This is a genomic window from uncultured Shewanella sp., from assembly GCF_947501225.1.
Taxonomy (GTDB): Bacteria; Pseudomonadota; Gammaproteobacteria; order Enterobacterales; family Shewanellaceae; genus Shewanella.
In genome coordinates this window covers 109,768-135,411 of record NZ_CANMUW010000001.1, presented here as the reverse complement: position 1 = coordinate 135,411, position 25,644 = coordinate 109,768, and the positions used below count along the sequence as shown (strand labels likewise).

Sequence of the window (25,644 nt, the reverse complement as noted above, 5' to 3'; positions counted from 1 at the left end):
GAAACAAACTTTCAAAACTGACTCAGACGACCACAGTTCAGATTGCGATCCTAGTTCTCACGAGTCTTAGCGAAGTGAATATCCGGATAGCGCTCCATAGAGAGGTTCAGATTAACCATGGTCGGCGCAATATAGGTCAGATTGTCACCGCCATCCAGCGCCAAGTTGGTACTACACTTGCGTCTGAACTCCTCCAGCTTTCTTTCATCGTCACAATATACCCAGCGGGCGGTGGCGACACTGATAGCCTCATAGATAGCTTCGACCTTATACTCAGTTTTCAGGCGTCCTACGACCACCTCAAACTGCAGTACCCCGACGGCACCAACAATCAAGTCGTTAGAGTCTATCGGTCTGAATACCTGAACCGCTCCCTCTTCCGAGAGCTGAACCAGCCCCTTCAGCAGCTGCTTCTGTTTCAGAGGATCTTTGAGACGAATACGACGGAACATCTCGGGTGCGAAGTTAGGTACGCCGGTAAAGCGCAGTTTTTCACCCTGAGTAAAGGTATCACCGATACGCATGGTTCCGTGGTTGTGCAGTCCGATAATATCACCCGGGTAGGCGGCTTCGGCGCGATTTCGGTCACCCGCCATGAAAGTCAGCGCATCGCTGACATTCACATCTTTACCCAAGCGCACATGATGCATCTTCATGCCCTGCTCATATCGACCGGAACAGATACGCATAAAGGCCACCCGGTCTCTGTGTTTAGGATCCATATTCGCTTGGATCTTAAATACGAAACCACTGAACTTCTCCTCTTCCGGCTGCACCTCTCGCACTTCGGTCTCACGACCCTGAGGTTTCGGAGCCCAATCAACGATGCCATCGAGAATATGATCGACACCAAAGTTACCTAAAGCGGTACCGAAGAAAACAGGTGTCAATTCACCGGCAAGAAACAGCTCCAGATCGAACTCATTAGATGCACCTTGAACTAATTCCAGCTCTTCACGCACCTCTTGCGCATAGGTACCAATGGCAGCATCCAGTTCCGGATTATCCAGCCCCTTGATGATTGTCGAGTCCTGAATCGTATGCCCCTGACCACTCTGGTAGAGGATGACCTCATCACGAAGAAGGTGATAAACACCTTTAAACTCTTTACCACAACCGATCGGCCAGGTAATTGGCGCACAAGCAATATTGAGTACGTCCTCGACCTCATCCATCAACTCTAAGGGATCGCGAATATCACGGTCGAGTTTGTTCATAAAGGTAACGATAGGTGTGTCGCGCAGCCGGGTGACCTCCATCAACTTGATGGTGCGTTGCTCAACACCTTTTGCCGAGTCAATCACCATCAAACACGAGTCAACGGCAGTCAGAGTACGATAGGTATCTTCGGAGAAGTCTTCGTGACCCGGGGTATCAAGCAGATTAACCAGCGCATCGTTATAGGGAAACTGCATCACAGATGTCGTGATAGAGATACCACGATCTTTTTCCATCTCCATCCAGTCAGACTTAGCGTGTTGACCGGACTTCTTACCTTTTACAGTACCAGCCTTCTGCAGCGCCTGACCAAATAGGAGTACCTTCTCGGTGATTGTTGTCTTACCCGCATCGGGGTGAGAGATAATGGCGAAAGTACGACGCTTGTCGACCTCAACTTTATTGCCTGACATGATAACCTGCAGATTCCGGTGTTCTAAAAGCCGGCAATTATAGCGGTTAGACCCGGGCTTGGCTAGACAGTGGCAAGCAGATTAAAGCTGCAGAGTCGATGAATATAAAAATTTTAGCTTTCGAGGAGGAGTTTAGGGCTTAAGTAAGTCAGGCCGGTGTGGCATAAAAGTGGAACCATATTTAGTGAGAGCAATCGGTCACCATGCAACCCGAAACCCGGCTGCATGGCATAACCAATAAAGCGAGAAGCCTTAATGACTCTTTTCAGCCGCTTGTTCTGCACTAAGTTGAGCATTTATTTTAGCCAGCTCTATTCTTGCGTATCTATGTTCGACAAAGTCATAGATATTGGTCGCTAATGCGAGCCTGAAATAGTTGGCCGCATCGCTGTTATCTCCCTTCTGCTGAGCAATCTTTGCAATATAGAAGTAGGCTTCACATAAACGCTCCGCATACTCATTGGGATGAGAGAGCCCCTCTTTAGCCGCAGCAAAGATCTGCTCCCGCGTTTTTTTCCCCAGATAGAAATCAACTAATTCATTAGACCAGGCATCGGGAGTGAGCTGAGTGCGGTTATATTCGAGCCTGAGCTTCGCCTGTTCAACACTTATCTCACTTTCGGTCAGGTAAAGCCAGAGAGCGCGGTAACCATCTGTTTGATCTAATGAGTAGAATGACTCCATATCTTCAACCGCTAAACTGTTTCGCTCAGCATAATATAATGCGATACCACGATTTAAGAAGGCATAATCATAGTCGGGTGAGAGCTCCAGCACGGCGTCAAATGCTTCATAGGCGCTTTCAAACTCCCCCTCCTGGGTATAATAGATACCGATGAAGTTATAGGCATCGGCTAGATTAGGCTGCAACTTCAGCGCCTGGTGAAAGTCGATTCGACTCAAGATCCTCAAACCGACACTGTCGTAGATGACACCACGGTCATAGTGAAATCGGGCTCTCTGCTCGTCGGTCAACTCGGCTGATGATAGAATTTCGTTTAACTTAGCGAGGGTTACCTCCAGCTTATAATCGGGCATCACAGGCTCTACCATCACCTTGCCCTGTTCGCTCCCGCCAGAGTGAGTCGAAACACATCCTGTAAGCAAAATACTCATACCAGCCAAAACTACAACTGCGACTGTTCGCATTTTTTGAATCATCCATTTAACCCTTTGAGTTCACCAGTGCCTGTAATCATAGCAATCCGCTATCACTACGGCTATCAAGGATTTAAATATTTCATCAATCAGTTAGCAAAAAAAAGGAGACCCTAAGGTCTCCTTTCTTATTCAACATACCTTTAACAGGTAGGTTTACTCGGCTGGTGCCGCTTCAGCTTTAGGCGCAGCTTCTTTCATAGAAAGACGTACACGGCCCTGGCGATCGACTTCCATCACCTTAACCTTAACTTCCTGACCTACCTGTAGGTAGTCAGAAACGTTAGCTACACGCTCTTCGGCAATCTGAGAGATATGAACCAGACCATCTTTACCCGGTAGGATAGTAACGAACGCACCGAAATCGACGATACGAACAACTTTACCGTTATAGATGGTGCCAACTTCAACTTCGGCAGTGATCTCTTCGATGCGGCGGATAGCTTCTTTAGTTGCTTCACCATTTGCAGATGCGATCTTAACTGTACCATCGTCTTCAAGTTCGATAGTTGTACCAGTCTCTTCGGTAAGTGCACGGATAGTTGCACCACCTTTACCGATAACATCACGGATCTTCTCAGGGTTAATCTTCAGCGTAGTGATACGTGGTGCATGGTCAGAGATCTCTTCACGGTGGCCGGAGATCGCCTGATCCATAACATTCAAGATATGAACACGAGCGCCGTAGGCTTGCTGAAGAGCGATCTGCATAATCTCTTTAGTGATACCTTCAATCTTGATATCCATCTGCAGAGCTGTAATACCGTCACGGGTACCGGCAACTTTAAAGTCCATATCGCCAAGGTGGTCTTCATCACCCAGAATGTCTGAAAGTACAACGAAATCATCGCCTTCTTTGACCAGACCCATAGCGATACCGGCAACAGATGTCTTGATTGGTACACCGGCGTCCATAAGCGCAAGTGAAGTACCACAAACTGATGCCATAGAGCTTGAACCGTTAGATTCAGTGATTTCAGATACTACGCGAACGCTGTATGGAAACTCTTCTGCAGAAGGCATAACGGCATTAATACCGCGCCATGCCAGCTTACCGTGGCCGATCTCACGACGCTTAGGTGAACCAACCATACCTGTCTCACCAACAGAATAAGGAGGGAAGTTATAGTGCAGCATAAAGCGGTTAGTGTACTCACCCATGATGCTGTCAACTTTCTGAGCATCACGCTCGGTACCTAAGGTACAGGTAACAAGCGCCTGAGTTTCACCACGAGTGAACAGTGAGCTACCGTGTGTACGTGGAAGTACACCGGCCATTACGTTCAGGGCACGTACCATATCTGGTTCACGACCATCGATGCGTGGGTTACCGGCGATGATACGGCTACGAACGACGCTCTTCTCCAGGCTACCTAGCAACTTACCTACTTCACGAAGATCGACTTCAGGATTCTCTTCAACCAGCTTCTCAATTGCTGCATCCTTCAGTGCATTAACCGCATCACGACGCTCAGTCTTATCAGCAATCTGATAAGCAGCTGTCATCTCGGCTTCAGCGAGTTCCTTGATCTTAGCAACCAGCTCGGCATCGGCAACAGGTGCTGTCCAGTCCCATGCAGGCTTGCCTGCTTCGGCTTTTAGCTCTTCGATTGCGTTGATCACAACTTGCTGCTGGTCATGGCCATAGACCACACCACCAAGCATAACCTCTTCAGGAAGTGATGCCGCTTCAGACTCAACCATCAATACCGCACCTTGAGTACCGGCAACGACCAGATCAAGTTGACTATCTTCAAGCTGGCTAACATTTGGGTTAAGTACATATTCGCCATCAACGTAACCGACGCGAGCTACACCCAGTGGGCCGTTGAAAGGCAGACCAGAGATAGACAATGCAGCCGAAGTACCAATCATCGAAATAACATCAGGATTGATTTCAGGATCGACAGAAACTACTGTGATAATTACCTGAACTTCATTCTTGAAGCCATTTGGAAATAGTGGACGAATAGGACGGTCAATAAGGCGGGCAATCAATGTTTCGTTTTCAGATGGACGGCCTTCACGCTTAAAGAAACCACCTGGGATTTTACCTGCAGCGTAAGTCTTTTCCTGGTAGTTAACCGTTAATGGAAAAAAGTCACGACCTGGCTCTTCGGCTTTCTTACCAACAACAGTAACTAATACTGTTGTATCACCCATACTTGCCAAAACTGCTGCGTCTGCCTGACGTGCAATAACCCCAGTCTCTAACGTGACTGTGTGCTGACCATATTCAAAACTCTTTACGATTGGATTCACGTGAACCATTCCTTAAATTTAATAACCTTAATTTCGCCGACAAGTATACTTCATCTCTATTAAAGAGATAAAGGGCACATAGTGATGACAAAGCGGAAACTTTTCTCTAAAGTGAGTAGTAAGTGAAAAATTTCTTATGGAATCGCCATAAAACCTGAATTTTTGGTATCAGCTCCCTGGTATAAAGGATGGTCAAATGAATGCAGGCTTTAAATCTCTAACCTGGAAACAGACGAGTCTTGTCGTTTTTTCCGCACTTTTCTTTGCAGTCGCAATTTTTATTGTCGAAGTTGCATTGGTGGGGGTGTCTGCTAGAGATGAGCTGAAGGTTTCACAAACTGAACTGCTGGACTCGGTTGAACAGCCGTCGGCTAATGCCGTATGGGCGCTCGATGATAACCTGGCCAAGCAAACTCTTGAGGGCGTATTAAAAGTCGAGCACGTTGGCTCTGCGGTTGTTGAACTCGACGATGGCTCAATGTTTGTCTCTGTTTCCAGTGCCGCCTCCCATCCCAATATTTTTGAAGAGCTGAGCGACAAACTCTTTGGCGACCTGAAAGAGATCTCACGCTCCCTCTATCGGCCCTTCTACTTCGAGGGAACAGAGAAGCAGCAGCTCATCGGCACCTTGACGATTTTATATGACACCCAAGGATTGACTGACTCACTGTTTTCTCAATTAAGATTTAGCTTAATCGGTACACTTGCACGAGCACTGCTAATCACTCTGGTACTCTCATTTGTCTTTCACCGCTTCTTGACCAAACCCATAGCCGAGATCAGTGAGGCGATAGATAAGATCGATCCTGAATCTCCGGATGAAAACTTACTGCCTATGGATAAGTCCCATAAAGATGATGAGCTGGGGCTGGTAACATCTAAGTTTAATCAGATTCTGATCCAGTTTGGTCAGACACAGAGTAAGCTTCGAAAGATGGCGACCCGGGATCCCCTGACCGGTTTACCCAATCGAACTTTACTTCTGGAAACCATTGCCGTCACGATTCAAAGAGCCCGGGTGCATAGAAATCAGTTTTGCATGCTGTTTATCGATCTCGACCGATTCAAGAATATTAACGATTCACTGGGCCATGCGATTGGCGATCAGTTTTTGGCCAGGATTGCCCGGGTACTCGAACGCGTGGTCGGTGATAACGGTACCGTAGCCAGACTCGGTGGCGATGAATTTGTTATCTTAGCCGACGAGATACGCACGCCGGACCAGGCAGCCGACTTTGTTGATAAGCTGCTTATCCAGCTTAACACTCCCATGCAGCTCAACGAGCATACCATTCACCCTGCCGCCTCCGTAGGTATATCCATCTACCCCGACGATGGCATGAGTGCAGAGGATCTGATCCGTCACGCGGATATCGCCATGTACAGTGCAAAGGCGGCCGGTTCAAACCAGTGGGCTTTCTTCAAGCAGCAGATGACAGAGCGTGCAGCCGTCAGGTTGCGTACGGAAGCATCACTACATGATGCGTTGAAAAACGAAGAGTTTATCCTTCACTATCAACCTAAGTTTGATATAAAAACCGGCAAGGTCGTTGCTTGTGAGGCCCTGATCAGATGGCAGAAAGATGGTCGCTTGATAAGCCCTATGTCATTCATCCCCGTGGCTGAAGAGACAGGTATCATCATTCCCATTGGCCGCTGGGTCATAGAGGAGGCCTGTAAGACCATCAGAAAGTGGCAGAACGAGTATAACTTCGCCCTTCCCATTGCCGTCAACGTAGCCTCACAGCAGTTTGCCGATTCGAGCCTTGTTCCCGACATCAAACAACTGGCGATGAGATATCAAATAGATCCGGAACTGTTGGAGATAGAGATCACCGAAACATCGCTGATGAACGATATCGAACTTGCAATCACTAAGTTACAGCAGTTAAAGTCGGCCGGTTTCGGTATCGCGGTGGACGATTTCGGTACCGGTTACTCCTCTCTCTCCTACCTGAGACACCTGCCCATTACGACGATGAAAATTGATCGCTGTTTCGTTACCGATCTACCCAATGAAAGTGCCATTGCATCGACGATTTTGATGCTGGGTAAGCAACTTAACCTGAACATAGTTGCAGAAGGCATTGAAAATGAACAGCAGTTAGAGTGGCTTAACAGTAATAACTGCCAGATAGGACAAGGGTTTTATTTCAGCAAGCCTGTGACACAGCAAGAGTTTGAAGATACACATATCAAATCCCAGACTGCGAGTATTACGCATATATAGCCCCTAGCCCCTAGTAACTCAGCTCTCTCACCTTCTTACAGGCAATAAAAAAGGAGGCCTGGGCCTCCTTGATCTAAGTCGGGTCGAAATTAACGACGTAGACCTAGCTTCTTGATCAGTTCCTGGTAACGAACATTTTCAGTACGCTTCAGGTATGCAAGAAGTTTACGACGTGTGTTAACCATACGTAACAGACCACGACGTGAGTGATGATCATGCTTGTGCTCTTTAAAGTGACCTTGCAGATGGTTGATCTGTGCAGTTAAAAGAGCTACCTGAACTTCAGTAGAACCGGTATCGTTTTCACCACGACCGAATTCAGCCAGGATTTTTGCAGTTTGTTCAGCATTTAGTGACATGTTGTCTCTCCAAGTAATGCATTAATAAGCTTTAGCCAATCACTAACTCAGCTAAAGTAAGCGCGGCATTTTACCTATTTCAGGCAAAATACGCAATAACTATCTGCACCTTAAGCGGCTAAACCCCGGTACAGCTAGTATTCGATAAGATTAGTTAGACTCTGAAGATGAGTCTCGCACCACAATCAGACGCTTAGGTGCTAACAAGCCATCATCATTTATCGAACCAATCCCAACAAATTTATGTTCATTACCGATAGTGATCCGCACAAGCTCTCCCTCATCAAGGTCTTTAATGAGAGGGGCCTGAACCGGATTACCATTCATCAGGTAGGGCTCTACACTGTCAGGCAAGTTAGCTTCCTTAAACTTGCTCACGGCCGTGTCCATAGGCAGCAACAGAGGGTCCAGAACCGACTTAGGGTCGACACCCTCAGCCTCGGCCTTAGCCACCATATCGTTGAGCTGCTCCAGGCTAACCATACGCTCGTAAGGGTAGCCGGCAACCTGAGTACGACGCAACATGATAACGTGAGCACCACAGCCTAACATCTCACCCAGATCATCGGTAATAGTACGAATATAGGTGCCTTTCGAGCAGTGGATGTCCAGAGTTAACTCATCGCCTTCGAGGCTGATAAAGTTAAGCTCAAATACATTGATAGGGCGCGCTTCTCTGGGAACTTCGATACCTTCACGGGCATACTTATACAAAGGTTGCCCCTGGTACTTAAGCGCCGAATACATGGAGGGAACCTGCATGGTCTCGCCACGGAAGTGCTCCAGAGACTCCATCAACAGCTCTTGCGTGAAGTTAACAGGACGAGTCTGAACAACCTCACCGTCTGAATCGCTGGTGTCGGTTCTCTCCCCAAGCTTAGCGGTAACTGTGTAGCGTTTATCGGCATCGAGAAGATGCTGAGAAAACTTTGTCGCCTCGCCCAGACAGATTGGAAGCATACCCGTTGCAAGCGGATCGAGCGCACCGGTATGTCCGGCCTTAGCCGCATTAAAGATACGTTTGACCCTCTGCAGAGCAAAGTTCGAGCTCATGCCGGTGTCTTTATCCAGGAGTAGGATTCCATCGATAAAACGACCACGAGAACGACGAGCCATTAATCTTCACCTTCCGAGCCGTTATCGCTGTCGGCAGCTCTTTTATCGTCCGAGTTACTCTTCTGCTTAGCTTCATCGTTGCTGATAACACGGGAAACAAGGTTAGACATACGCATACCTTCAACCAGTGAGGAGTCGTAAACAAACCTTAGCTCAGGCATGACTCTAAGCTTCATTCGTCCGGCAACCAGCGAACGAATATAACCAGATGCACTGCTTAGCGCCTCCAGCTTCTCCTCTACAACCTCTTTATCTTCTTCGAAGAAGGTAACGAACACCTTGGCATAACTTAAATCACGTGAAACGTCGACGTCATTTACCGTTACCATGCCGATGCGAGGATCCTTTATATCACGCTGCAGTACTTGCGCCAGCTCCTGTTGAAGTTGCTGTGCAATACGTCGCGTACGACTAAATTCTCTTGCCATAATATTTTGCCATTCATCTGTAATAAAAAGGGCGGCTAGCGCCGCCCTCTTAATGCTTTACTCTTCTAAGGAGCGTGCTATTTCGACTGTTTCGAAGACTTCTATCTGATCGCCAACTCTGACATCATTATAGTTCTTCACACCGATACCACATTCCATACCGTTACGAACTTCGTTAACGTCATCTTTAAATCGACGTAATGACTCAAGTTCACCTTCGTAGATAACAACATTATCACGAAGTACGCGGATAGGTGCGCTGCGCTTGATGGTACCTTCAGTAACCATACAACCAGCGATAGCACCGATCTTAGGAGACTTAAACACATCACGAACTTCAGCAAGACCGATAATAACTTGCTTAAACTCTGGAGCAAGCAGACCGCTCATCGCATTTCTGACTTCATCGATCAAGTTATAGATAACGCTGTAGTAGCGTAGGTCTACACTTTCGGCTTCGATCACTTTACGCGCCTGTGCATCGGCACGAATGTTGAAACCAATCATGATAGCGTTAGACGCTGCAGCCAAAGTCGCATCAGTTTCGGTTAAACCACCAACGCCGCGGGCGATGATATTAACCTTAACTTCATCGGTTGAAAGCTTGTTGAGTGAATCTGCAATCGCTTCCAGTGAACCTTGAACATCAGCCTTAAGGATGATGTTTAGCTCCTGAACTTCACCTTCAACCATGTTAGCGAACATGTTCTCAAGCTTAGACTTCTGCTGACGTGCAAGCTTAACGTCACGGAACTTACCTTGACGATAGAGTGCTACTTCACGCGCTTTACGCTCATCACGAACCACTGTAGCTTCATCACCGGCCGATGGAACGCCCGAAAGACCTAAAATTTCTACAGGAATCGATGGACCCGCTGACTTGATGGCACGGCCATTCTCATCACGCATAGCACGAACTTTACCGTACTCGAGACCACAAAGAACGATATCGCCCTGCTTAAGTGTACCTTCCTGAACCAATACAGTTGCAACCGGGCCACGGCCCTTGTCCAACTTAGACTCAACAACAACACCGGCTGCCATGCCTTCTTTGATAGCTTTAAGCTCCAGTACTTCCGCTTCTAGCAGAATACCCTCAAGAAGTTCATCGATACCTTCACCAGACTTAGCAGAAACATGAACAAACATGTTGTCGCCGCCCCACTCTTCTGACATAACGCCATGCTGAGATAGCTCAGTCTTAACACGGTCAGGATCCGCTTCAGGCTTATCGATCTTGTTGACTGCAACGATCAATGGAACACCACCCGCTTTCGCGTGTTGGATAGCCTCAATCGTTTGTGGCATAACGCCATCATCGGCAGCAACAACCAGGATAACGATATCCGTAGCCTGAGCACCACGGGCACGCATAGCGGTAAACGCCGCGTGACCAGGAGTATCAAGGAAGGTGATCATGCCATTGTCAGTTTCAACATGGTATGCACCGATATGCTGTGTAATACCACCCGCTTCACCTGAAGCGACTTTAGCGCGACGGATGTAATCGAGCAACGAAGTCTTACCATGGTCGACGTGACCCATGATAGTAACAACTGGAGCGCGAGACTCGGCTTGAATGTTAGCGTCACGATCTGACAGCACTTGGTGCTCCAGTTCGTTTTCACGAGTCAGAACAACTTTGTGACCCATCTCTTCGGCAACCAGTTGAGCAGTTTCCTGATCCAGCACCTGGTTAATGGTAACCATGGAGCCCATCTTCATCATCTGCTTGATGATCTCAGTAGCCTTGATCGACATCTTAGATGCAAGCTCAGAAACTGAAACCGTTTCACCGATTCTTACATCAGTCTTAACTGCTGCAACAGGTTTTGTGAACGCATGGTCCATCGACTCAGGCGCAACACTGCGGTTGTTACGGGCATTACGACCACCGCGTGCATTACGGTTATCACGACGGTTGTCTTTACCACCGCGACGCTTGCCTTTACCTGTGTTAGCTGAAGCACTGTCAGCATTTGCAGCAGATGTAGCCTTGCGAGGACGACGTCCACGCTTTTCAGCATTGGCATCGGCAGTATCTTCTGCAGCACGTGCCTCTGAAGAGGTCGTTACATGGTGATCGCTACTCTTCTCCAACTCTTTACGCTGCTTCTCTTCTTCAGCCCAACGCTCAGCATTTTGCTCTGCAAGCTTTCTAGCCTCTTCGGTCGCTGCTTTAGCTTCTTCATCGGCTTTAGCTTTAGCAGCAGCATCTTTGGCAGCTTGTAGCTTGTCGGCCTCATCTTGAGCCGCTTTCTCTTCTGCGGTAGGCGCTGCAGGTTTAGCCTTAGCGGCAGCACTTGCCTTAGCCTTCTCCTTTGCTTCAGCCTCAGCCTTAGCCTTAGCTTCTGCTTTCGCCTTAGCCTCTGCTTCGGCTTTCGCTTTTGCTGCCGCTTCTTCGGCTGCTTTCGCTTCGGCTTCGGCTTTTGCCGCAGCTTCTGCTTCTGCTTCTGCTGCAGGGTCACGCTTAACGAAAGTGCGCTTCTTACGAACTTCGACTTTTACATCTTTTGAACCACTACCAGAACCAACACTTAACGTAGACACTGACTTGCGCTGAAGTGTCATTTTAGTTGGAGCCGTATCGCCGCCATGTTGTTTCTTTAAAAAGTCCAGCAACTGCTGCTTCTCTGATTCAGAAACTGTGTCAGCTTTAGTTTTCTTAATACCGGCTTCGGAAAACTGCTCAACTAATCTGTCTGCGCTTTTTCCTACTTCACTGGCCAGTTTTTCTACTGTTGTATCTGCCATCTGTTAAATCCCCTCTGTTGAGCGAGTTATTCTTCGTCGCCAAACCAACAGATATTACGGGCTGCCATGATGAGCTCACCAGCCTTTTCTTCTGTCAATTCTTCAATATCGATCAAGTCATCAATGCCTTGCTCAGCTAATTCTTCTAAGGTAGTGACACCTTTGCTAGCCAAAACAAAGGCAAGATGTCTTTCTAAACCTTCAAGCGCAAGTAACTCTTCACTTGGCTCCGCACCATCGAGTGCTTCTTCTGAAGCCAATGCGCGTGTAGAGATCGCGGCTTTTGCACGCTCTCTTAATGTCTCAACGATCTCTTCTGTGAAACCATCAATTTCCATCAGCTCTGATACCGGTACATAGGCCACTTCCTCTAATGAAGTGAAACCTTCGTCGGCAAGCACTTGTGCAAAATCTTCATCAACTTCTAAAGAAGAGACAAAAAGATTCACTATCTTAGCGCTTTCGGCTTGATGCTTAGCCTGCATGTCGGCAACAGTCATTACATTCAACTCCCAACCTGAAAGTTGAGTCGCTAAACGAACATTTTGACCATTACGGCCAATCGCCTGTGCCAGGCTATCGGCTTCAACGGCAATATCCATCGAGTGGTTATCTTCATCTACGATGATAGATGCCACATCGGCAGGAGCCATTGCATTGATCACATACTGAGCCGGGTTATCGTCCCAAAGTACGATATCAACACGCTCACCATTGAGTTCATTTGAAACAGCCTGAACTCGAGCACCACGCATACCAACACAAGCACCGATAGGATCGATACGACGATCGTTTGACTTCACCGCAATCTTTGCACGAGAGCCTGGGTCACGAGCGGCACCCATGATCTCAATCATCTCATCCTGAATCTCAGGTACTTCGACTCGGAAAAGCTCGATAAGCATATCTGGCTTGGTGCGTGTCAAAAACAGCTGAGCACCACGCGCTTCCGGGCGAACTGCATAGAGTAATGCACGGACACGGTCACCGGGACGGAAGGTTTCACGTGAGATAAGATCTTCTTTAAACAATACAGCATCTGCATTGTTACCAAGGTCGACCACAACACTCTCACGGTTACTCTTCTTAACGACACCTGTGATTAACTCACCCTCTTTGTCTTTAAACTGATCGACAACCTGAGCGCGTTCGGCTTCACGTACCTTCTGTACGATAACTTGCTTAGCGGTTTGAGTCGTAATACGGTCAAATACTACTGATTCGATATCGTCTTCGATATACTCGCCAAGCTGGATATCTGGGTTCTCAAATCGAGCGGCTTCTAGTGTAATTTCACTAAAAGGGTTCTCCAAAGGTTCACCTGTGTCTTCAACAACCATCCAACGACGATAGGTATCATATGCACCGGTCTTACGATCGATATCGACACGAACCTCAATGTCACCTTCATATTTTTTCTTAGTTGCTGTAGCTAAGGCTATTTCCAGCGCTTCGAAAATCTTCTCGCGAGGAACACCCTTCTCATTTGAAACCGCCTCAGCGACTAGCAGAATCTCTTTATTCATCCTCTTGCCTCGTTGATTTTTGAATCCATCAAAACTTAGCGATTAGGTTGCCTTTACGGATATTATCCAAAGCAATAATCAGTTCGTTACCATCGACAGTTAAAGTGAGCATCTGCCCCTCAATAGCTGTAACGGTCCCCTTTAAATTACGACTACCCGCAACAGGCATAGTCAATTGAATTTTTACTGTCTCACCGATGTATGCAGCATATTGCTCTGCATTAAATAGCGGCCGATCTACACCGGGAGAGGAAACTTCTAATGTGTATTCGGTTGAAATGGGATCCTCAACATCGAGCACAGCACTGACCTGACGGCTGGTTTCGGCACAATCTTCGATGAAGATGCCTTTCTCATTATCGATATAGACTCTCAGGACCGAGTGTTTGCCCGCTTGAACGTACTCTAATCCCCAAAGTGTGTGGCCAAGTGCTTCGACTGGAGATTTAAGCATCTCTTCCAGTCTATTTTCTATAGTTGCCAAGGTAACCCCCCGAAAAACAAAAAAGGGCTATATAGCCCCAGTACAATGTCGTAATAACAACATTCTTTAAGTTCCAGATAACAAAAAACCCCGTAATAACGAGGTCGTTGAGTTTAGAACCTGTAAACAATAAGAGACTATTATAGCCTGTTACTGAGAAGCTGGTTGCGGGGGCCGGATTTGAACCGACGACCTTCGGGTTATGAGCCCGACGAGCTACCAAACTGCTCCACCCCGCGTCAACTGCTGCAAGTATATTGAGAAACATCTCCACTTGCAATAATAAAGCAAAACTGAACTCTGCTTCATTATTTTTGATCTCTCGGTGAGAAACCAAAAAATTTGGTGCGGATGGGGGGACTTGAACCCCCACGAGCATAGCTCACCACCCCCTCAAGATGGCGTGTCTACCAATTCCACCACATCCGCATGTGATTGTTACACTTTATTATCAGGTCTTTACTTTGATATTGAGGATATCATGACCTTGATAAAAGGAGCTAACTTACTAGCCCCGACCAACTCTTTCGAACCGGTTTAGTCTGGGATCTTCTCTTCAGACTTTTCACTCTCTTGCTTAACCTGCTCTGTTACCTGTTCAGTAACTTGAGCAGCATCTGAGCTAAGATCTTTCCACGCATCTTCGCTCTTGGCATGGTTTGCACTCAGATTACCGATAATAAGGCTAAGAGCAAAGAAACCAATCGCTAAAATTGCCGTTGAACGGGTCAGGAAGTTACCAGCACCTGATGAACCGAACAGTGTTGCTGAAGCACCGGCGCCGAAAGAGGCTCCCATGTCAGCACCTTTACCCTGCTGGATAAGGATAAGTCCTACAAGACCAATCGCAACCAACAAGTAAACAACCATCAAAACTTCGTACATATTATGCGCTCATCGCTATGGAACATAAACTTAAAAACTCGGTAGAGTTTAAGCTCACTCCGCCAATCAATCCACCATCTACATCAGGCTGCGCAAAAAGATCTGCTGCATTACTCGGTGTTACGCTACCACCGTACAAAATCCTGATATTTTCTCCAATATATGGAGATACTTCAGAGAGGCGCTTGCGTATAAACGCATGAACTTCCTGTGCCTGCTCTGGCGTAGCGCTCTTACCTGTACCTACTGCCCATAAGGGTTCATAGGCGATAATCGCGTTATCAAAAGCCATGGTACCATTTTTCTCGATAACCACGTCCAACTCTTCGGCGATAACTTCAAAAGTTCTTCTCGCTTCCCTAGCCGGACCCGACTCACCAACACAAAGGATTGGTGTCAGACCATGTTTCTGTGCTGCTGCAAACTTCTCAGCAACGATATCACTCGTCTCTCCATACATACGGCGACGTTCGGAGTGTCCGATAATAACATATCGGCATCCTGAATCCTTTAACATCTGCCCAGATACTTCACCAGTATAGGCACCAAAGTCATGTTGACTGAGGTTCTGTGCGCCCATTCTGACAAGACAACCATTTAAGGCATCTTTGTTAGCATCTAACTGCTGACGTACACTTTCTAGATATATGCTTGGCGGACATAAGACCACTTCCGCTGAATCATTTTGAAGCTTAGTAGCGAATTTCTTGAATAGCTCTTGCGCTAATTGCGCACTGCCATTCATTTTCCAGTTACCAGCGACCATTGGACGTCTGAGTGCCATCTCTGTCTCCTCTGAAAGCGGCGAGAATAATAGCGAACCACTCATGAACTTACAATACCTAAAGTGGTAATATTTTGATTCTATGGTCGGAACGATGCTTTTTTACACGTCCCGACCCATTTATTAATCAACTCAGCTTTAAAAACAGGCTGTTCGTCTTCGATGGAATCGATATCCAACATAAACGCTGCACCAGCCTGAGATGATTTACACCAAATTCCTTACGGCATCGGCGATATAATTAGCATGCTTAGTTACATCCGCTTCAACATCGCCCTCGACCATTACACGAATTAACGGCTCAGTTCCTGACTTTCGCAGTAACACACGACCGCGCTCACCAAGCAGGGCTTCGACTTCACCCTTCGCCGCCAGAACCGCCTCAGACTCGAGAGGGTTATGGGCTCCTTCGAACCGAACATTAACCAGAACCTGTGGCAACATCTTGATGCCCTCAGTAAGTTCTTCAAGTGTCGCATTCCGTCTGCGCATAGCGGCTAACACTAAGATACCAGCTACAATTCCATCACCGGTCGTACCATGATCAAGATTGAGTATATGCCCCGAGTTCTCACCTCCGATCCGCCAGCCCTTCTCCTTCATCATGGTCATCACATAACGATCACCGACATTAGAACGGGCAAATGGAATATCCAGCTCCTGCAGCGCAAGGTCCAGTCCCAGGTTTGACATCAGGGTTCCAACCACACCACCACGCAGGACTCCGCGGGACTGAGCATCGCATGCCAAAATATAGAGGATCTCATCACCATCGATAACTTTGCCATGTCGATTGACCATCATAATGCGATCACCGTCACCATCTAAGGCGATACCAAGATCTGCCCCCTCGTCAATGACTGTCTTCCTGATCTTGGCCATAGAGGTCGCACCAACCTCATGGTTGATGTTCAGTCCATCGGGCTTATCGCCTATGGCGATCACCTCGGCCCCCAACTCTCGAAATACATTCGGCGCTATGTGGTAGGTGGCGCCATGGGCACAGTCGACAACGATCTTCAAGCCATGCAGGGTCTGATCTGCAGGGAAGTTACCCTTACAGTACTCGATATAACGTCCCGGCGCGTCGTCGATACGTGAAACCTTACCCAGCAGGTGTGATTCTACACAGGCCAGTGGTTTATCAAGCTCACGCTCTATCTCAAGCTCAACTTCATCGTCGAGCTTACTGCCATCTGTAGAGAAAAACTTAATACCGTTATCATAGTAAGGGTTATGGGATGCGCTAATTACCACGCCAGCCTCGGCTCTGAAGGTACGCGTCAAATAGGCGACTGCCGGTGTGGGCATAGGGCCCATCAACATCACATTAAGGCCGGCGGCTGATAAGCCTGCCTCCATCGCCGATTCGAAAAGGTAGCCCGAAATCCGGGTATCCTTACCGATAATGACTTTCTTAGTCCCCGATCTCGATAAAACCCGTCCTGCAGCCCACCCAAGCTTCAGTGCCAACTCAGGCGTCATCTTACCCGCACCGACCTTGCCTCGAATGCCGTCAGTTCCAAAAAATTTTCTCACGTTCCTAACTCCATCACTATTGAGGTCAGAAAACCTCAACCGAAATATAAAATATCTACTCTACCGACTAATCCATAACCTGAGCTGAATCGACTCTGCACCGCCATGCTCACTCGTACACAGTTATCGTCACTCAGATTGAATCAACGGCTCAACTCCTGGTATTAACCCTTTATGATAACGGTCAGCTATCATAACCGGTCAAAATTGGCTGTTGCATCCAAAACCCTTAACAGATCCACCGTTTCAGCCACATCATGTACCCTGAGGATTTGGGCACCATTTTGTGCCGCTAACATGGCCCCGGCTAAACTCCCTGCCAGCCTAGATGAAACATCTCGATTTAACAGATTACCCATCATGCTCTTACGGGATAGTCCGATAAGTAAAGGCACACCTAATGACTCAAACTCCCTTAACCTGTTAAGAAGCTCATAATTATGGGACAAGGTTTTACCGAACCCGAAGCCGGGATCTATCAACACGTTTTCCGGCTTTAATCCGGCAGTACAACACGCTTCGATACGCTGCTTAAAAAATGTTTTGATATCATTTACCACATCTGCATATTCAGGCGCATCTTGCATGGTTCGTGGTTGTCCCTGCATATGCATCAGACAAACCGGTACCTGAAGACTTACCGCCATCTCCAATGCACCAGGCTCCTGCAGTGCCCGAACATCATTAATCAGGTGAGCTCCAGCTTCTACCGCCTGTCTCATCACTTCGGCCTTGCTGGTATCTATCGATATCCACACATCATGGTGACCGGCAATATACTCTATCAAGGAAATAACCCGGCTAAGCTCCTCATCAAGGTCGACGTCTGCAGCGCCGGGCCTTGTCGACTCTCCGCCAATATCGATAATCCCGGCACCTTGCGCGACCATCTCATCGGCATGTCTGCATGCCAGTTCAAAGCTTGAATACTCACCACCATCGGAAAAAGAATCAGGGGTAACGTTAAGGATACCCATCACGACAGGCCCAGCTAAAGAGAGGCGTTTATCACCACTGCTAATTTGAGACACATATACTCCAAGTTACTCAATCCCGGAAACAAGAAAACCCCATGACGGGGTTTTCTTCATTAGGCTAACAGCTAATTATTTAGCCGTTGATTCATCAATGTCTTCAACATCGGGGGCGGCGCACTGCTCAGATTCAGATTTCACTTCATCCTTAGATGAATCTTTCTTCTCTGTAGCGGCAGGCTTACCACCGACATCATCATTGCTGGAACCATTATCATCCATGTTCCAGTCTGCAGGGGCACGAAGCTCTCTGCGGCCCATAAGATCTTCAATCATATCAGCATCAATGGTTTCATACTTCATCAACGCATCTTTCATCGCATGCAAAATGTCGATATTTTCATTGAGGAAAGTTTGAGCACGCTCGTAGTTCGTGTCGATAAGCGTCTTAACTTCCGCATCTATGATGCTGGCCGTTTCATCAGACATATGCTGTGTCTTACCCATGCTGCGGCCTAAGAAAACTTCGTTCTCATCTTCGGCATACAGCACAGGACCTAACTTCTCAGAGAAGCCCCATTGAGTAACCATGTTACGGGCGATCGAAGTTGCATACTTGATATCCTGAGAAGCACCGGTAGACACTCTTTCACTGCCATAGATCATCTCCTCGGCCAAACGTCCACCGTAGGCAACCGAGATTTGACTCTCTAACTTACGTCTGCTCTGGCTGATCGCATCGGCTTCAGGCAGGAAGAAAGTCACACCTAAGGCACGACCACGAGGGATAATTGTCACCTTGTGTACAGGATCGTGTTCAGGAACAAGACAACCTACAATGGCATGACCGGCTTCATGGTAAGCGGTCATCTCTTTATCTTCTTCAGACATCACCATAGTGCGACGCTCGGCACCCATCATGATCTTGTCTTTAGCGCTCTCAAACTCTTCCATACCAACGATGCGGCGGTTGCCACGTGCAGCAAACAAGGCTGCTTCGTTGACCAGGTTTGCCAGGTCGGCACCTGAGAAGCCAGGAGTACCACGTGCGATAACACTCGCCTTAACATCATCGGCCAGAGGGACTTTACGCATATGCACTTTCAAGATCTGTTCACGACCTCGAACATCAGGCAAACCAACGACAACCTGACGGTCAAAACGACCCGGGCGAAGCAGGGCGGCATCGAGTACATCCGGACGGTTAGTCGCGGCGATGACGATAACGCCTTCATTACCTTCGAAACCATCCATCTCAACCAGCATCTGGTTCAGAGTCTGCTCACGCTCATCGTGACCACCACCAACACCTGCGCCACGCTGACGACCTACGGCATCGATCTCATCGATGAAGATAATACATGGGGCTGACTTCTTGGCTTGTTCAAACATGTCACGCACACGAGAAGCACCGACACCAACAAACATCTCAACGAAATCAGAACCAGAAATGGTAAAGAATGGTACCTTAGCCTCACCGGCAATCGCCTTAGCCAACAATGTCTTACCCGTACCTGGTGGGCCAACAAGTAGCACGCCAGTAGGAATTCGACCGCCGAGCTTCTGGAACTTAGTCGGCTCCTTAAGGTAATCAACCAGCTCTTTAACGTCTTCTTTGGCTTCGTCGCAACCAGCAACGTCTCCGAAAGTCGTTTTAATCTGATCTTCACTCATCAGCTTGGCTTTACTCTTACCGAACGACATGGCGCCTTTGCCACCACCGCCCTGCATCTGACGCATGAAGAATATCCATACACCGATAAGCAGTAACATAGGGAACCAGGAGATAAAGATCTGAGTTAAAAACCCAGACTCTTCCGCTTCCTGCCCCTTCATCGTAATGCCCTTGCGGTCCAGATCATTAATCAGATCTTTATCTTCCATAGGCATGATGGTGGTGAACTTCTCTCCGGTACGTTTAGTTCCTTCGATTGTACGTTGATCGCTTTTTATCTCGACAGAGTTAATCTGTCCGCTACGAACATCATCTAAAAAAGCGGAATAATCCATCTTCAACGCTGTGGATGAAGAGGGGGAGTAGCCCTGAAACACAGACATCAACACTACGGCGATGACTACCCAGAGAATTAAATTTTTTGCCATATCACTCAAAATTACTAGACCTCATACAGTCTTGCGATTACTGACGTCAGGGTACTACAACTTGTACCCTGTCGCCACAAGATAGACTTCGCGCGAACGAGGTCGCGAAGAGTCTGGCTTACGTGTTTTGACGGTTTTAAACGCCTCTCTAACTGATTTCATATACTCTTCGAAGCCCTCCCCCTGAAAGACTTTTACAGCAAAGCAACCGTTAGGTGCCAAAACTTGATGACACATATCTAATGCTAACTCGACTAAATACATTGCACGAGGTTGGTCGACCCCGCCAGTACCACTCATGTTAGGCGCCATGTCTGACAGTACTACATCGACTTTGGCGTCTCCCACTCGCTCAAGTAAAGCATCGAGTACTTTTTCCTCTCTAAAGTCACCTTGAAGAAAGTCGACTCCGACAATTGGATCCATAGGTAAAATATCACAAGCGATAACCTTACCACTCTCTCCCGCCAGTTTAACTGCAACTTGGGACCAACCGCCAGGGGCGGCGCCTAAATCTACCACAGTCATACCGGGTCGAATTAACTTATCTTTCTCCTGAATTTCTTCAATTTTAAACGCGGCTCGCGAACGAAGTCCCCGTTTTTGAGCTAATTTGACATAGTGATCATCAAAATGTTCCTGCATCCAACGGGAGGAACTCGCTGTTCGTTTTTTACCTGACATTCAAAATCCGCAACAAATGAGAGTTACATAAAGACTATATAAGGGTAGAATAGCGTCTTTTCAACAGTAACTCAGCATAAAGTTGGTATAAATGAACTTAACAACCAAACAAAAACAGCACTTAAAAGGCTTAGCGCATAATTTAAAGCCTGTAGTGATGCTTGGTTCCAATGGCCTGACTGAAGGTGTACTGGCGGAAATTGATAATGCACTCACTCATCACGAACTGATCAAAGTGAAAGTAGCTTCTGGTGACAGAGAGTTAAAAAATGCAATCGTTGATGCCATTTTACGTGAAACACAAGCTGTAAAGGTTCAGCTTATCGGTCACGTGTTAGTACTATTTCGTCAATCTGAAGAGATGAAAATTGCTATTCCGAAAGCAAAGTAATCTTTTTTGATACCATCTTGGTAATTCAGAGAGTTTCTCTGAATCAGGCAGGTAAGAGAAAACAAAATACTATTATTAATAGCCTATTTGAGTTTTCCTTAGAAGTAATACCCAAAGGTATATACTTCCCAAGCAAAAGATAAAAAGGAGCCACTGAAGTTCAGTGGCTCCTTTTTTTTACCTGACGCTCCAGAACAAAATGATTAACAGCAGAGACACCCCCTGTTATCCATTGCAGTGTCTCCGGCAGCCAAAAATAAAAAAACCGCTACATAAGCGGTTTTTTAATAGAAGCTCTTAAGGATTAAATATACTCGACAGCTGTGATCTCGTAGTCGGTCAGGCCACCGGGAGTATCGATGCTCACCTCATCATCCAGGTTCTTGCCGATCAAGCCACGCGCGATAGGCGAAGTGACCGAGATCAGATTCTCTTTAATATTCGCTTCATCTTCCCCTACAATACGGTAGGTCATTTCGGCATCGGTATCGATATTTAAAATCGTCACCGTAGTACCGAAAATGATACGACCTGTGTTGGTCATCTTAGTCACATCGATGATCTGAGCATTAGAAAGCTTACCCTCGATATCTCTTACCCGCGCCTCACATAAGCCCTGCTCTTCACGGGCAGCATGGTATTCCGCATTTTCTTTCAGATCGCCAAGCTCTCTGGCTTCGCCAATTGCCTCTGCAATTTGGGGGCGTCTTTCAAACTTCAAATATTCTAATTCTTTACGCAGTTGTTCTGCACCAACAACTGTCATCGGAACCTTGTTCATAATCCTCTTTCGTCTCCTTTCAAACAAAAGCAGCTCTGCAGACTCCCGGGTCTACAGGTCAAAATACTATTTTCAGCCTATTCTATACGCTGAGCGCCATCTACGCCATCGGCTAAATCAATCTGCCAGCGTACCTAACCTTTCAATCAGATTCCAGTACTCTCGATATAATCAAGATAAAACCACATCAAAAAAATAGCTGAATCACAAGTTCATCACTCTTTGTGAATCCCTATTCATTAATTTAAAAGTGTAATCCCAAAAGCAACAGGGACAAAAAAGGCCGCAAAAGCGGCCTTTTATTATTAAGTAACCCTAGTTAGTTAACTTTGCTGTGTAACTCCTGCACAGAGTTTACGTTGCTACGATCATCTGCTGAGTGAGCCATGCAGGTCGCAAACGCCGCATTCATAGTTGTCGTGTAATTGACCTTATACCTCAGCGCTCCCCGGCGCAACTGACGTGAATCTTCGATCGCCTGGCGACCTTCGGTCGTGTTAACTATATAGGTGTACTCATCATTCTTGATACGGTCAAGAATGTGCGGACGGCCTTCATGTACCTTGTTAACCAGACGCGGGTTAATTCCCGCCTCACCCAGCACAACAGCTGTGCCATGTGTTGCATCTATCTCGTAGCCGAGTGAAATCAATTTCGCGGCCAGGTCGGCAACGCGCTTCTTATCACTGTTACGAACCGAGAGCAGTGCACGACCGGACTTAGGCACGGCCGAGGTCGCCCCAAGTTGTGCTTTAGCGTAGGCTTCGGCAAACGTTTCACCAACCCCCATCACTTCGCCGGTAGAGCGCATCTCCGGGCCAAGCAGAGGATCGACACCCGGGAACTTGTTAAACGGTAACACCACCTCTTTAACCGAGTAATAGGGTGGAATCACCTCCTGAGTAAAGTTCTGCTCTTCGAGACTTTGCCCCGCCATCACACGTGCGGCAATCATAGCCAGTGGCACACCGGTGGCTTTCGATACGAAAGGTACGGTACGTGCAGCTCGAGGGTTAACCTCAATCATATAGATGATGTTGTCCTGAACCGCAAACTGAACATTCATCAGACCAACGACCCCCAGCTCCATCGCAAGTTTACCCACCTGCTCACGCATCTGGTCCTGGATCTCTTTGCTCAGTGAGTATGGCGGCAGTGAACAGCCTGAGTCACCGGAGTGAACCCCCGCTTGCTCGATATGCTCCATGATTGAACCGACAACCACTGTTTTTCCGTCGCAGACCGCATCGATATCGACTTCGATGGCGTTATCAAGGAAGTGGTCAAGCAATACAGGTGAGGCATTAGAAACGCTAACGGCCTCATTGAAATAACGACGCAGATCCTGCTCGTCATATACGATCTCCATCGCACGACCACCGAGTACATATGATGGACGAACCACCAAGGGGTAGCCGATACGCTCAGCAGAGATCACCGCGCCTTCAACTGTGGTTACCGTATCGTTTTCAGGTTGTCTCATCTCCAGACGCTGAATCGCATGCTGGAAACGCTCACGATCTTCTGCACGGTCAATCGCATCCGGGCTGGTACCGATAATCGGCACACCCGCGGCTTCTAAAGCGCGAGCCAGCTTAAGTGGAGTCTGGCCGCCATATTGAACGATCACGCCTTTAGGCTGCTCAATACGCACAATTTCCAGGACGTCTTCGAGTGTAACCGGCTCAAAATAGAGTCTGTCAGACGTATCGTAATCGGTCGATACCGTCTCAGGGTTACAGTTAACCATGATGGTTTCGTAACCATCTTCACGAAGCGCCAACGCCGCATGTACACAGCAGTAATCAAACTCGATACCTTGACCTATTCGGTTTGGTCCACCGCCTAAGATCATGATCTTATCGCGGTTAGATGGTGCTGCCTCACACTCCTCCTCATAAGTAGAGTACATGTAAGCCGTATCGGTCGAAAACTCGGCCGCACAGGTATCGACACGCTTGTAAACCGGGAAGATCTCATGCCTTTGACGCAGCTTACGCATCTCAGACTCGCTCACTCCCAGTAGCAGTGAGAGGCGAATATCCGAGAAGCCTTTACGCTTGAGTTGGCGCAGGAAGGCTTCGTTCATCCCTGACATACCAAGCTCTTTAACCTGAGACTCGAGTTGAAGCAGATCTTGCATCTGAACCAGGAACCAGGGGTCGATCTTAGTTAAACCGAAGATATCATCGACAGTTAAACCGGCACGGAAGGCATCGGCAATATACCAGATGCGCTCGGCACCCGGCTCTTGCAACTCATGACGAATACGGGCTAAGGATTCCGGCTCATCGATATCGATAATCGGGTCTAAGCCGTTCTTACCCACCTCTAAGCCGCGAAGTGCCTTTTGCAGTGACTCCTGGAAAGTACGGCCTATGGCCATCACTTCACCAACAGACTTCATCTGAGTCGTTAAACGATCATTGGAGCCGGCAAACTTCTCAAAATTAAAGCGTGGCAGCTTAGTAACCACATAGTCGATGGCGGGCTCAAATGACGCCGGGGTGTTACCACCGGTGATGTCATTCTTCAGCTCATCTAAGGTGAAGCCGACTGCCAGTTTTGCCGCTATTTTAGCGATTGGGAAACCGGTCGCTTTAGATGCCAACGCCGATGAGCGGGAAACACGCGGGTTCATCTCGATGATGACCATGCGTCCGTCAACCGGGTTGATACCAAATTGAACATTTGAACCACCGGTTTCGACACCAATCTCACGCAAAACCGCCAGCGATGCGTTACGCATCAGCTGATACTCTTTATCGGTGAGGGTCTGGGCCGGCGCTACGGTGATCGAGTCACCGGTATGAACCCCCATAGGGTCAAAGTTTTCGATGGAACAGACGATGATGCAGTTATCATTACGATCGCGAACCACCTCCATCTCATACTCTTTCCAGCCGATTAAAGATTCATCGATAAGCAGTTCATTCGTTGGAGAGAGGTCGAGACCACGGGTACAGATCTCTTCGAACTCCTCCTTGTTATAGGCGATACCACCGCCGGTCCCCCCCATGGTGAACGAGGGACGAATAATACAGGGGAAGCCAACCTCATCGAGGACAGCTTGTGCCTCCTCCATGGTATGAGCTATTCCCGCACGCGGACACTCGAGCCCGATGGCCTTCATCGCCTTATCGAAACGGCTGCGATCTTCCGCCTTATCGATAGCATCGGCGGTGGCACCGATCATATCGACATTGAACTCTTTCAATACGCCCTTACTTTCCAACTCAAGCGCACAGTTAAGTGCAGTCTGTCCACCCATGGTAGGTAAAATGGCATCAGGGCGCTCTTTGGCAATAATATTGCGCACGACCTCCCAATGGATCGGCTCGATATAGGTCGCATCGGCCATCTCCGGGTCAGTCATAATTGTTGCAGGGTTGGAGTTAACCAGGATGACCCGGTACCCCTCTTCACGCAACGCTTTACACGCCTGGGCACCCGAGTAATCAAACTCACACGCTTGACCGATAACAATCGGGCCTGCGCCCAGGATAAGAATACTTTTTATATCTGTACGTTTTGGCATCTTTAAAATCTTCTCCC

At 47.7% G+C, this 25,644-nt stretch carries 19 protein-coding genes and 2 tRNA genes; 2 read left to right on the top strand and 19 right to left on the bottom strand.

Annotated elements, in window-relative coordinates; genetic code table 11:
- Positions 1-50: 50 nt before the first annotated feature.
- The 3 genes from prfC to pnp all read right to left on the bottom strand — a co-directional run bounded on the left by prfC (position 51) and on the right by pnp (position 5,051).
- Positions 51-1,631 carry a peptide chain release factor 3 gene (gene prfC / locus Q1B47_RS00655; protein ID WP_299787027.1) on the bottom strand — a complete coding sequence of 527 codons (1,581 nt, stop codon included), beginning with the start codon at positions 1,629-1,631 and terminating at the stop codon, positions 51-53.
- Positions 1,632-1,883: 252 nt separating this feature from the next.
- A complete protein-coding gene (gene nlpI, locus Q1B47_RS00650; RefSeq protein ID WP_299787024.1) occupies positions 1,884-2,792 on the bottom strand; it encodes a lipoprotein NlpI in 909 nt (302 codons plus the stop codon).
- 153 nt (positions 2,793-2,945) lie between these two features.
- Positions 2,946-5,051 (bottom strand): polyribonucleotide nucleotidyltransferase, encoded by a 2,106-nt coding sequence (pnp, locus tag Q1B47_RS00645; RefSeq protein ID WP_299787021.1) that lies wholly within the window; start codon positions 5,049-5,051, stop codon positions 2,946-2,948.
- A 196-nt stretch (positions 5,052-5,247) separates the two neighbouring features.
- On the opposite strand from pnp, the gene Q1B47_RS00640 reads away from it, so the two are divergent.
- Positions 5,248-7,281: an EAL domain-containing protein gene (locus Q1B47_RS00640; protein WP_299787019.1), complete on the top strand. Its 2,034-nt coding sequence runs from the start codon at positions 5,248-5,250 to the stop codon at positions 7,279-7,281.
- Positions 7,282-7,370: 89 nt separating this feature from the next.
- Here the strand turns inward: Q1B47_RS00640 and rpsO are convergent, their stop codons facing one another.
- The 14 genes from rpsO to rlmE all read right to left on the bottom strand — a co-directional run bounded on the left by rpsO (position 7,371) and on the right by rlmE (position 20,917).
- Positions 7,371-7,640, bottom strand: a complete 270-nt coding sequence (rpsO, locus tag Q1B47_RS00635; RefSeq protein WP_299787016.1) for a 30S ribosomal protein S15 — start codon at positions 7,638-7,640, stop codon at positions 7,371-7,373.
- A gap of 150 nt (positions 7,641-7,790) precedes the next feature.
- The gene (gene truB / locus Q1B47_RS00630) at positions 7,791-8,756 is read right to left on the bottom strand and encodes a tRNA pseudouridine(55) synthase TruB (RefSeq protein ID WP_299787013.1); all 966 of its coding nucleotides are present in this window, start codon (positions 8,754-8,756) and stop codon (positions 7,791-7,793) included.
- A complete protein-coding gene (gene rbfA / locus Q1B47_RS00625) occupies positions 8,756-9,184 on the bottom strand; it encodes a 30S ribosome-binding factor RbfA (protein WP_299787010.1) in 429 nt (142 codons plus the stop codon). The genes truB and rbfA overlap by 1 nt, the downstream gene beginning before the upstream one ends.
- 57 nt (positions 9,185-9,241) lie before the next feature.
- Positions 9,242-11,938 carry a translation initiation factor IF-2 gene (gene infB, locus Q1B47_RS00620; RefSeq protein ID WP_299787008.1) on the bottom strand — a complete coding sequence of 899 codons (2,697 nt, stop codon included), beginning with the start codon at positions 11,936-11,938 and terminating at the stop codon, positions 9,242-9,244.
- Positions 11,939-11,964: 26 nt separating this feature from the next.
- Positions 11,965-13,464 (bottom strand): transcription termination factor NusA, encoded by a 1,500-nt coding sequence (nusA, locus tag Q1B47_RS00615; RefSeq protein ID WP_299787004.1) that lies wholly within the window; start codon positions 13,462-13,464, stop codon positions 11,965-11,967.
- A 28-nt stretch (positions 13,465-13,492) separates the two neighbouring features.
- Positions 13,493-13,948 carry a ribosome maturation factor RimP gene (rimP, locus tag Q1B47_RS00610; RefSeq protein WP_299787001.1) on the bottom strand — a complete coding sequence of 152 codons (456 nt, stop codon included), beginning with the start codon at positions 13,946-13,948 and terminating at the stop codon, positions 13,493-13,495.
- A 162-nt stretch (positions 13,949-14,110) separates the two neighbouring features.
- Positions 14,111-14,187, bottom strand: a tRNA-Met gene (locus Q1B47_RS00605).
- 104 nt (positions 14,188-14,291) lie between these two features.
- Positions 14,292-14,377 (bottom strand) — tRNA-Leu (locus Q1B47_RS00600).
- Between the two features lie 108 nt (positions 14,378-14,485).
- Complete coding sequence (secG, locus tag Q1B47_RS00595) at positions 14,486-14,833, bottom strand: preprotein translocase subunit SecG (RefSeq protein ID WP_299786998.1); 348 nt, start codon at positions 14,831-14,833, stop codon at positions 14,486-14,488.
- A 1-nt stretch (position 14,834) separates the two neighbouring features.
- Positions 14,835-15,617: a triose-phosphate isomerase gene (gene tpiA, locus Q1B47_RS00590; RefSeq protein WP_299786995.1), complete on the bottom strand. Its 783-nt coding sequence runs from the start codon at positions 15,615-15,617 to the stop codon at positions 14,835-14,837.
- Positions 15,618-15,824: 207 nt separating this feature from the next.
- Complete coding sequence (gene glmM, locus Q1B47_RS00585) at positions 15,825-17,156, bottom strand: phosphoglucosamine mutase (protein ID WP_299786992.1); 1,332 nt, start codon at positions 17,154-17,156, stop codon at positions 15,825-15,827.
- A gap of 191 nt (positions 17,157-17,347) precedes the next feature.
- Positions 17,348-18,187 (bottom strand): dihydropteroate synthase, encoded by an 840-nt coding sequence (gene folP / locus Q1B47_RS00580; RefSeq protein ID WP_299786989.1) that lies wholly within the window; start codon positions 18,185-18,187, stop codon positions 17,348-17,350.
- Positions 18,188-18,262: 75 nt separating this feature from the next.
- A complete protein-coding gene (gene ftsH / locus Q1B47_RS00575; RefSeq protein WP_299786986.1) occupies positions 18,263-20,242 on the bottom strand; it encodes an ATP-dependent zinc metalloprotease FtsH in 1,980 nt (659 codons plus the stop codon).
- A gap of 45 nt (positions 20,243-20,287) precedes the next feature.
- Positions 20,288-20,917: a 23S rRNA (uridine(2552)-2'-O)-methyltransferase RlmE gene (rlmE, locus tag Q1B47_RS00570; protein ID WP_299786983.1), complete on the bottom strand. Its 630-nt coding sequence runs from the start codon at positions 20,915-20,917 to the stop codon at positions 20,288-20,290.
- Between the two features lie 91 nt (positions 20,918-21,008).
- Here rlmE and yhbY point away from each other — a divergent pair, with 91 nt between their 5' ends.
- Positions 21,009-21,308 (top strand): ribosome assembly RNA-binding protein YhbY, encoded by a 300-nt coding sequence (gene yhbY, locus Q1B47_RS00565; RefSeq protein ID WP_299786981.1) that lies wholly within the window; start codon positions 21,009-21,011, stop codon positions 21,306-21,308.
- Positions 21,309-21,612: 304 nt separating this feature from the next.
- Here the strand turns inward: yhbY and greA are convergent, their stop codons facing one another.
- Both greA and carB read right to left on the bottom strand, forming a co-directional pair.
- Positions 21,613-22,089 carry a transcription elongation factor GreA gene (gene greA / locus Q1B47_RS00560; RefSeq protein WP_299786978.1) on the bottom strand — a complete coding sequence of 159 codons (477 nt, stop codon included), beginning with the start codon at positions 22,087-22,089 and terminating at the stop codon, positions 21,613-21,615.
- A gap of 319 nt (positions 22,090-22,408) precedes the next feature.
- Positions 22,409-25,627, bottom strand: a complete 3,219-nt coding sequence (gene carB / locus Q1B47_RS00555) for a carbamoyl-phosphate synthase large subunit (protein ID WP_299786975.1) — start codon at positions 25,625-25,627, stop codon at positions 22,409-22,411.
- Positions 25,628-25,644 lie beyond the last annotated feature (17 nt).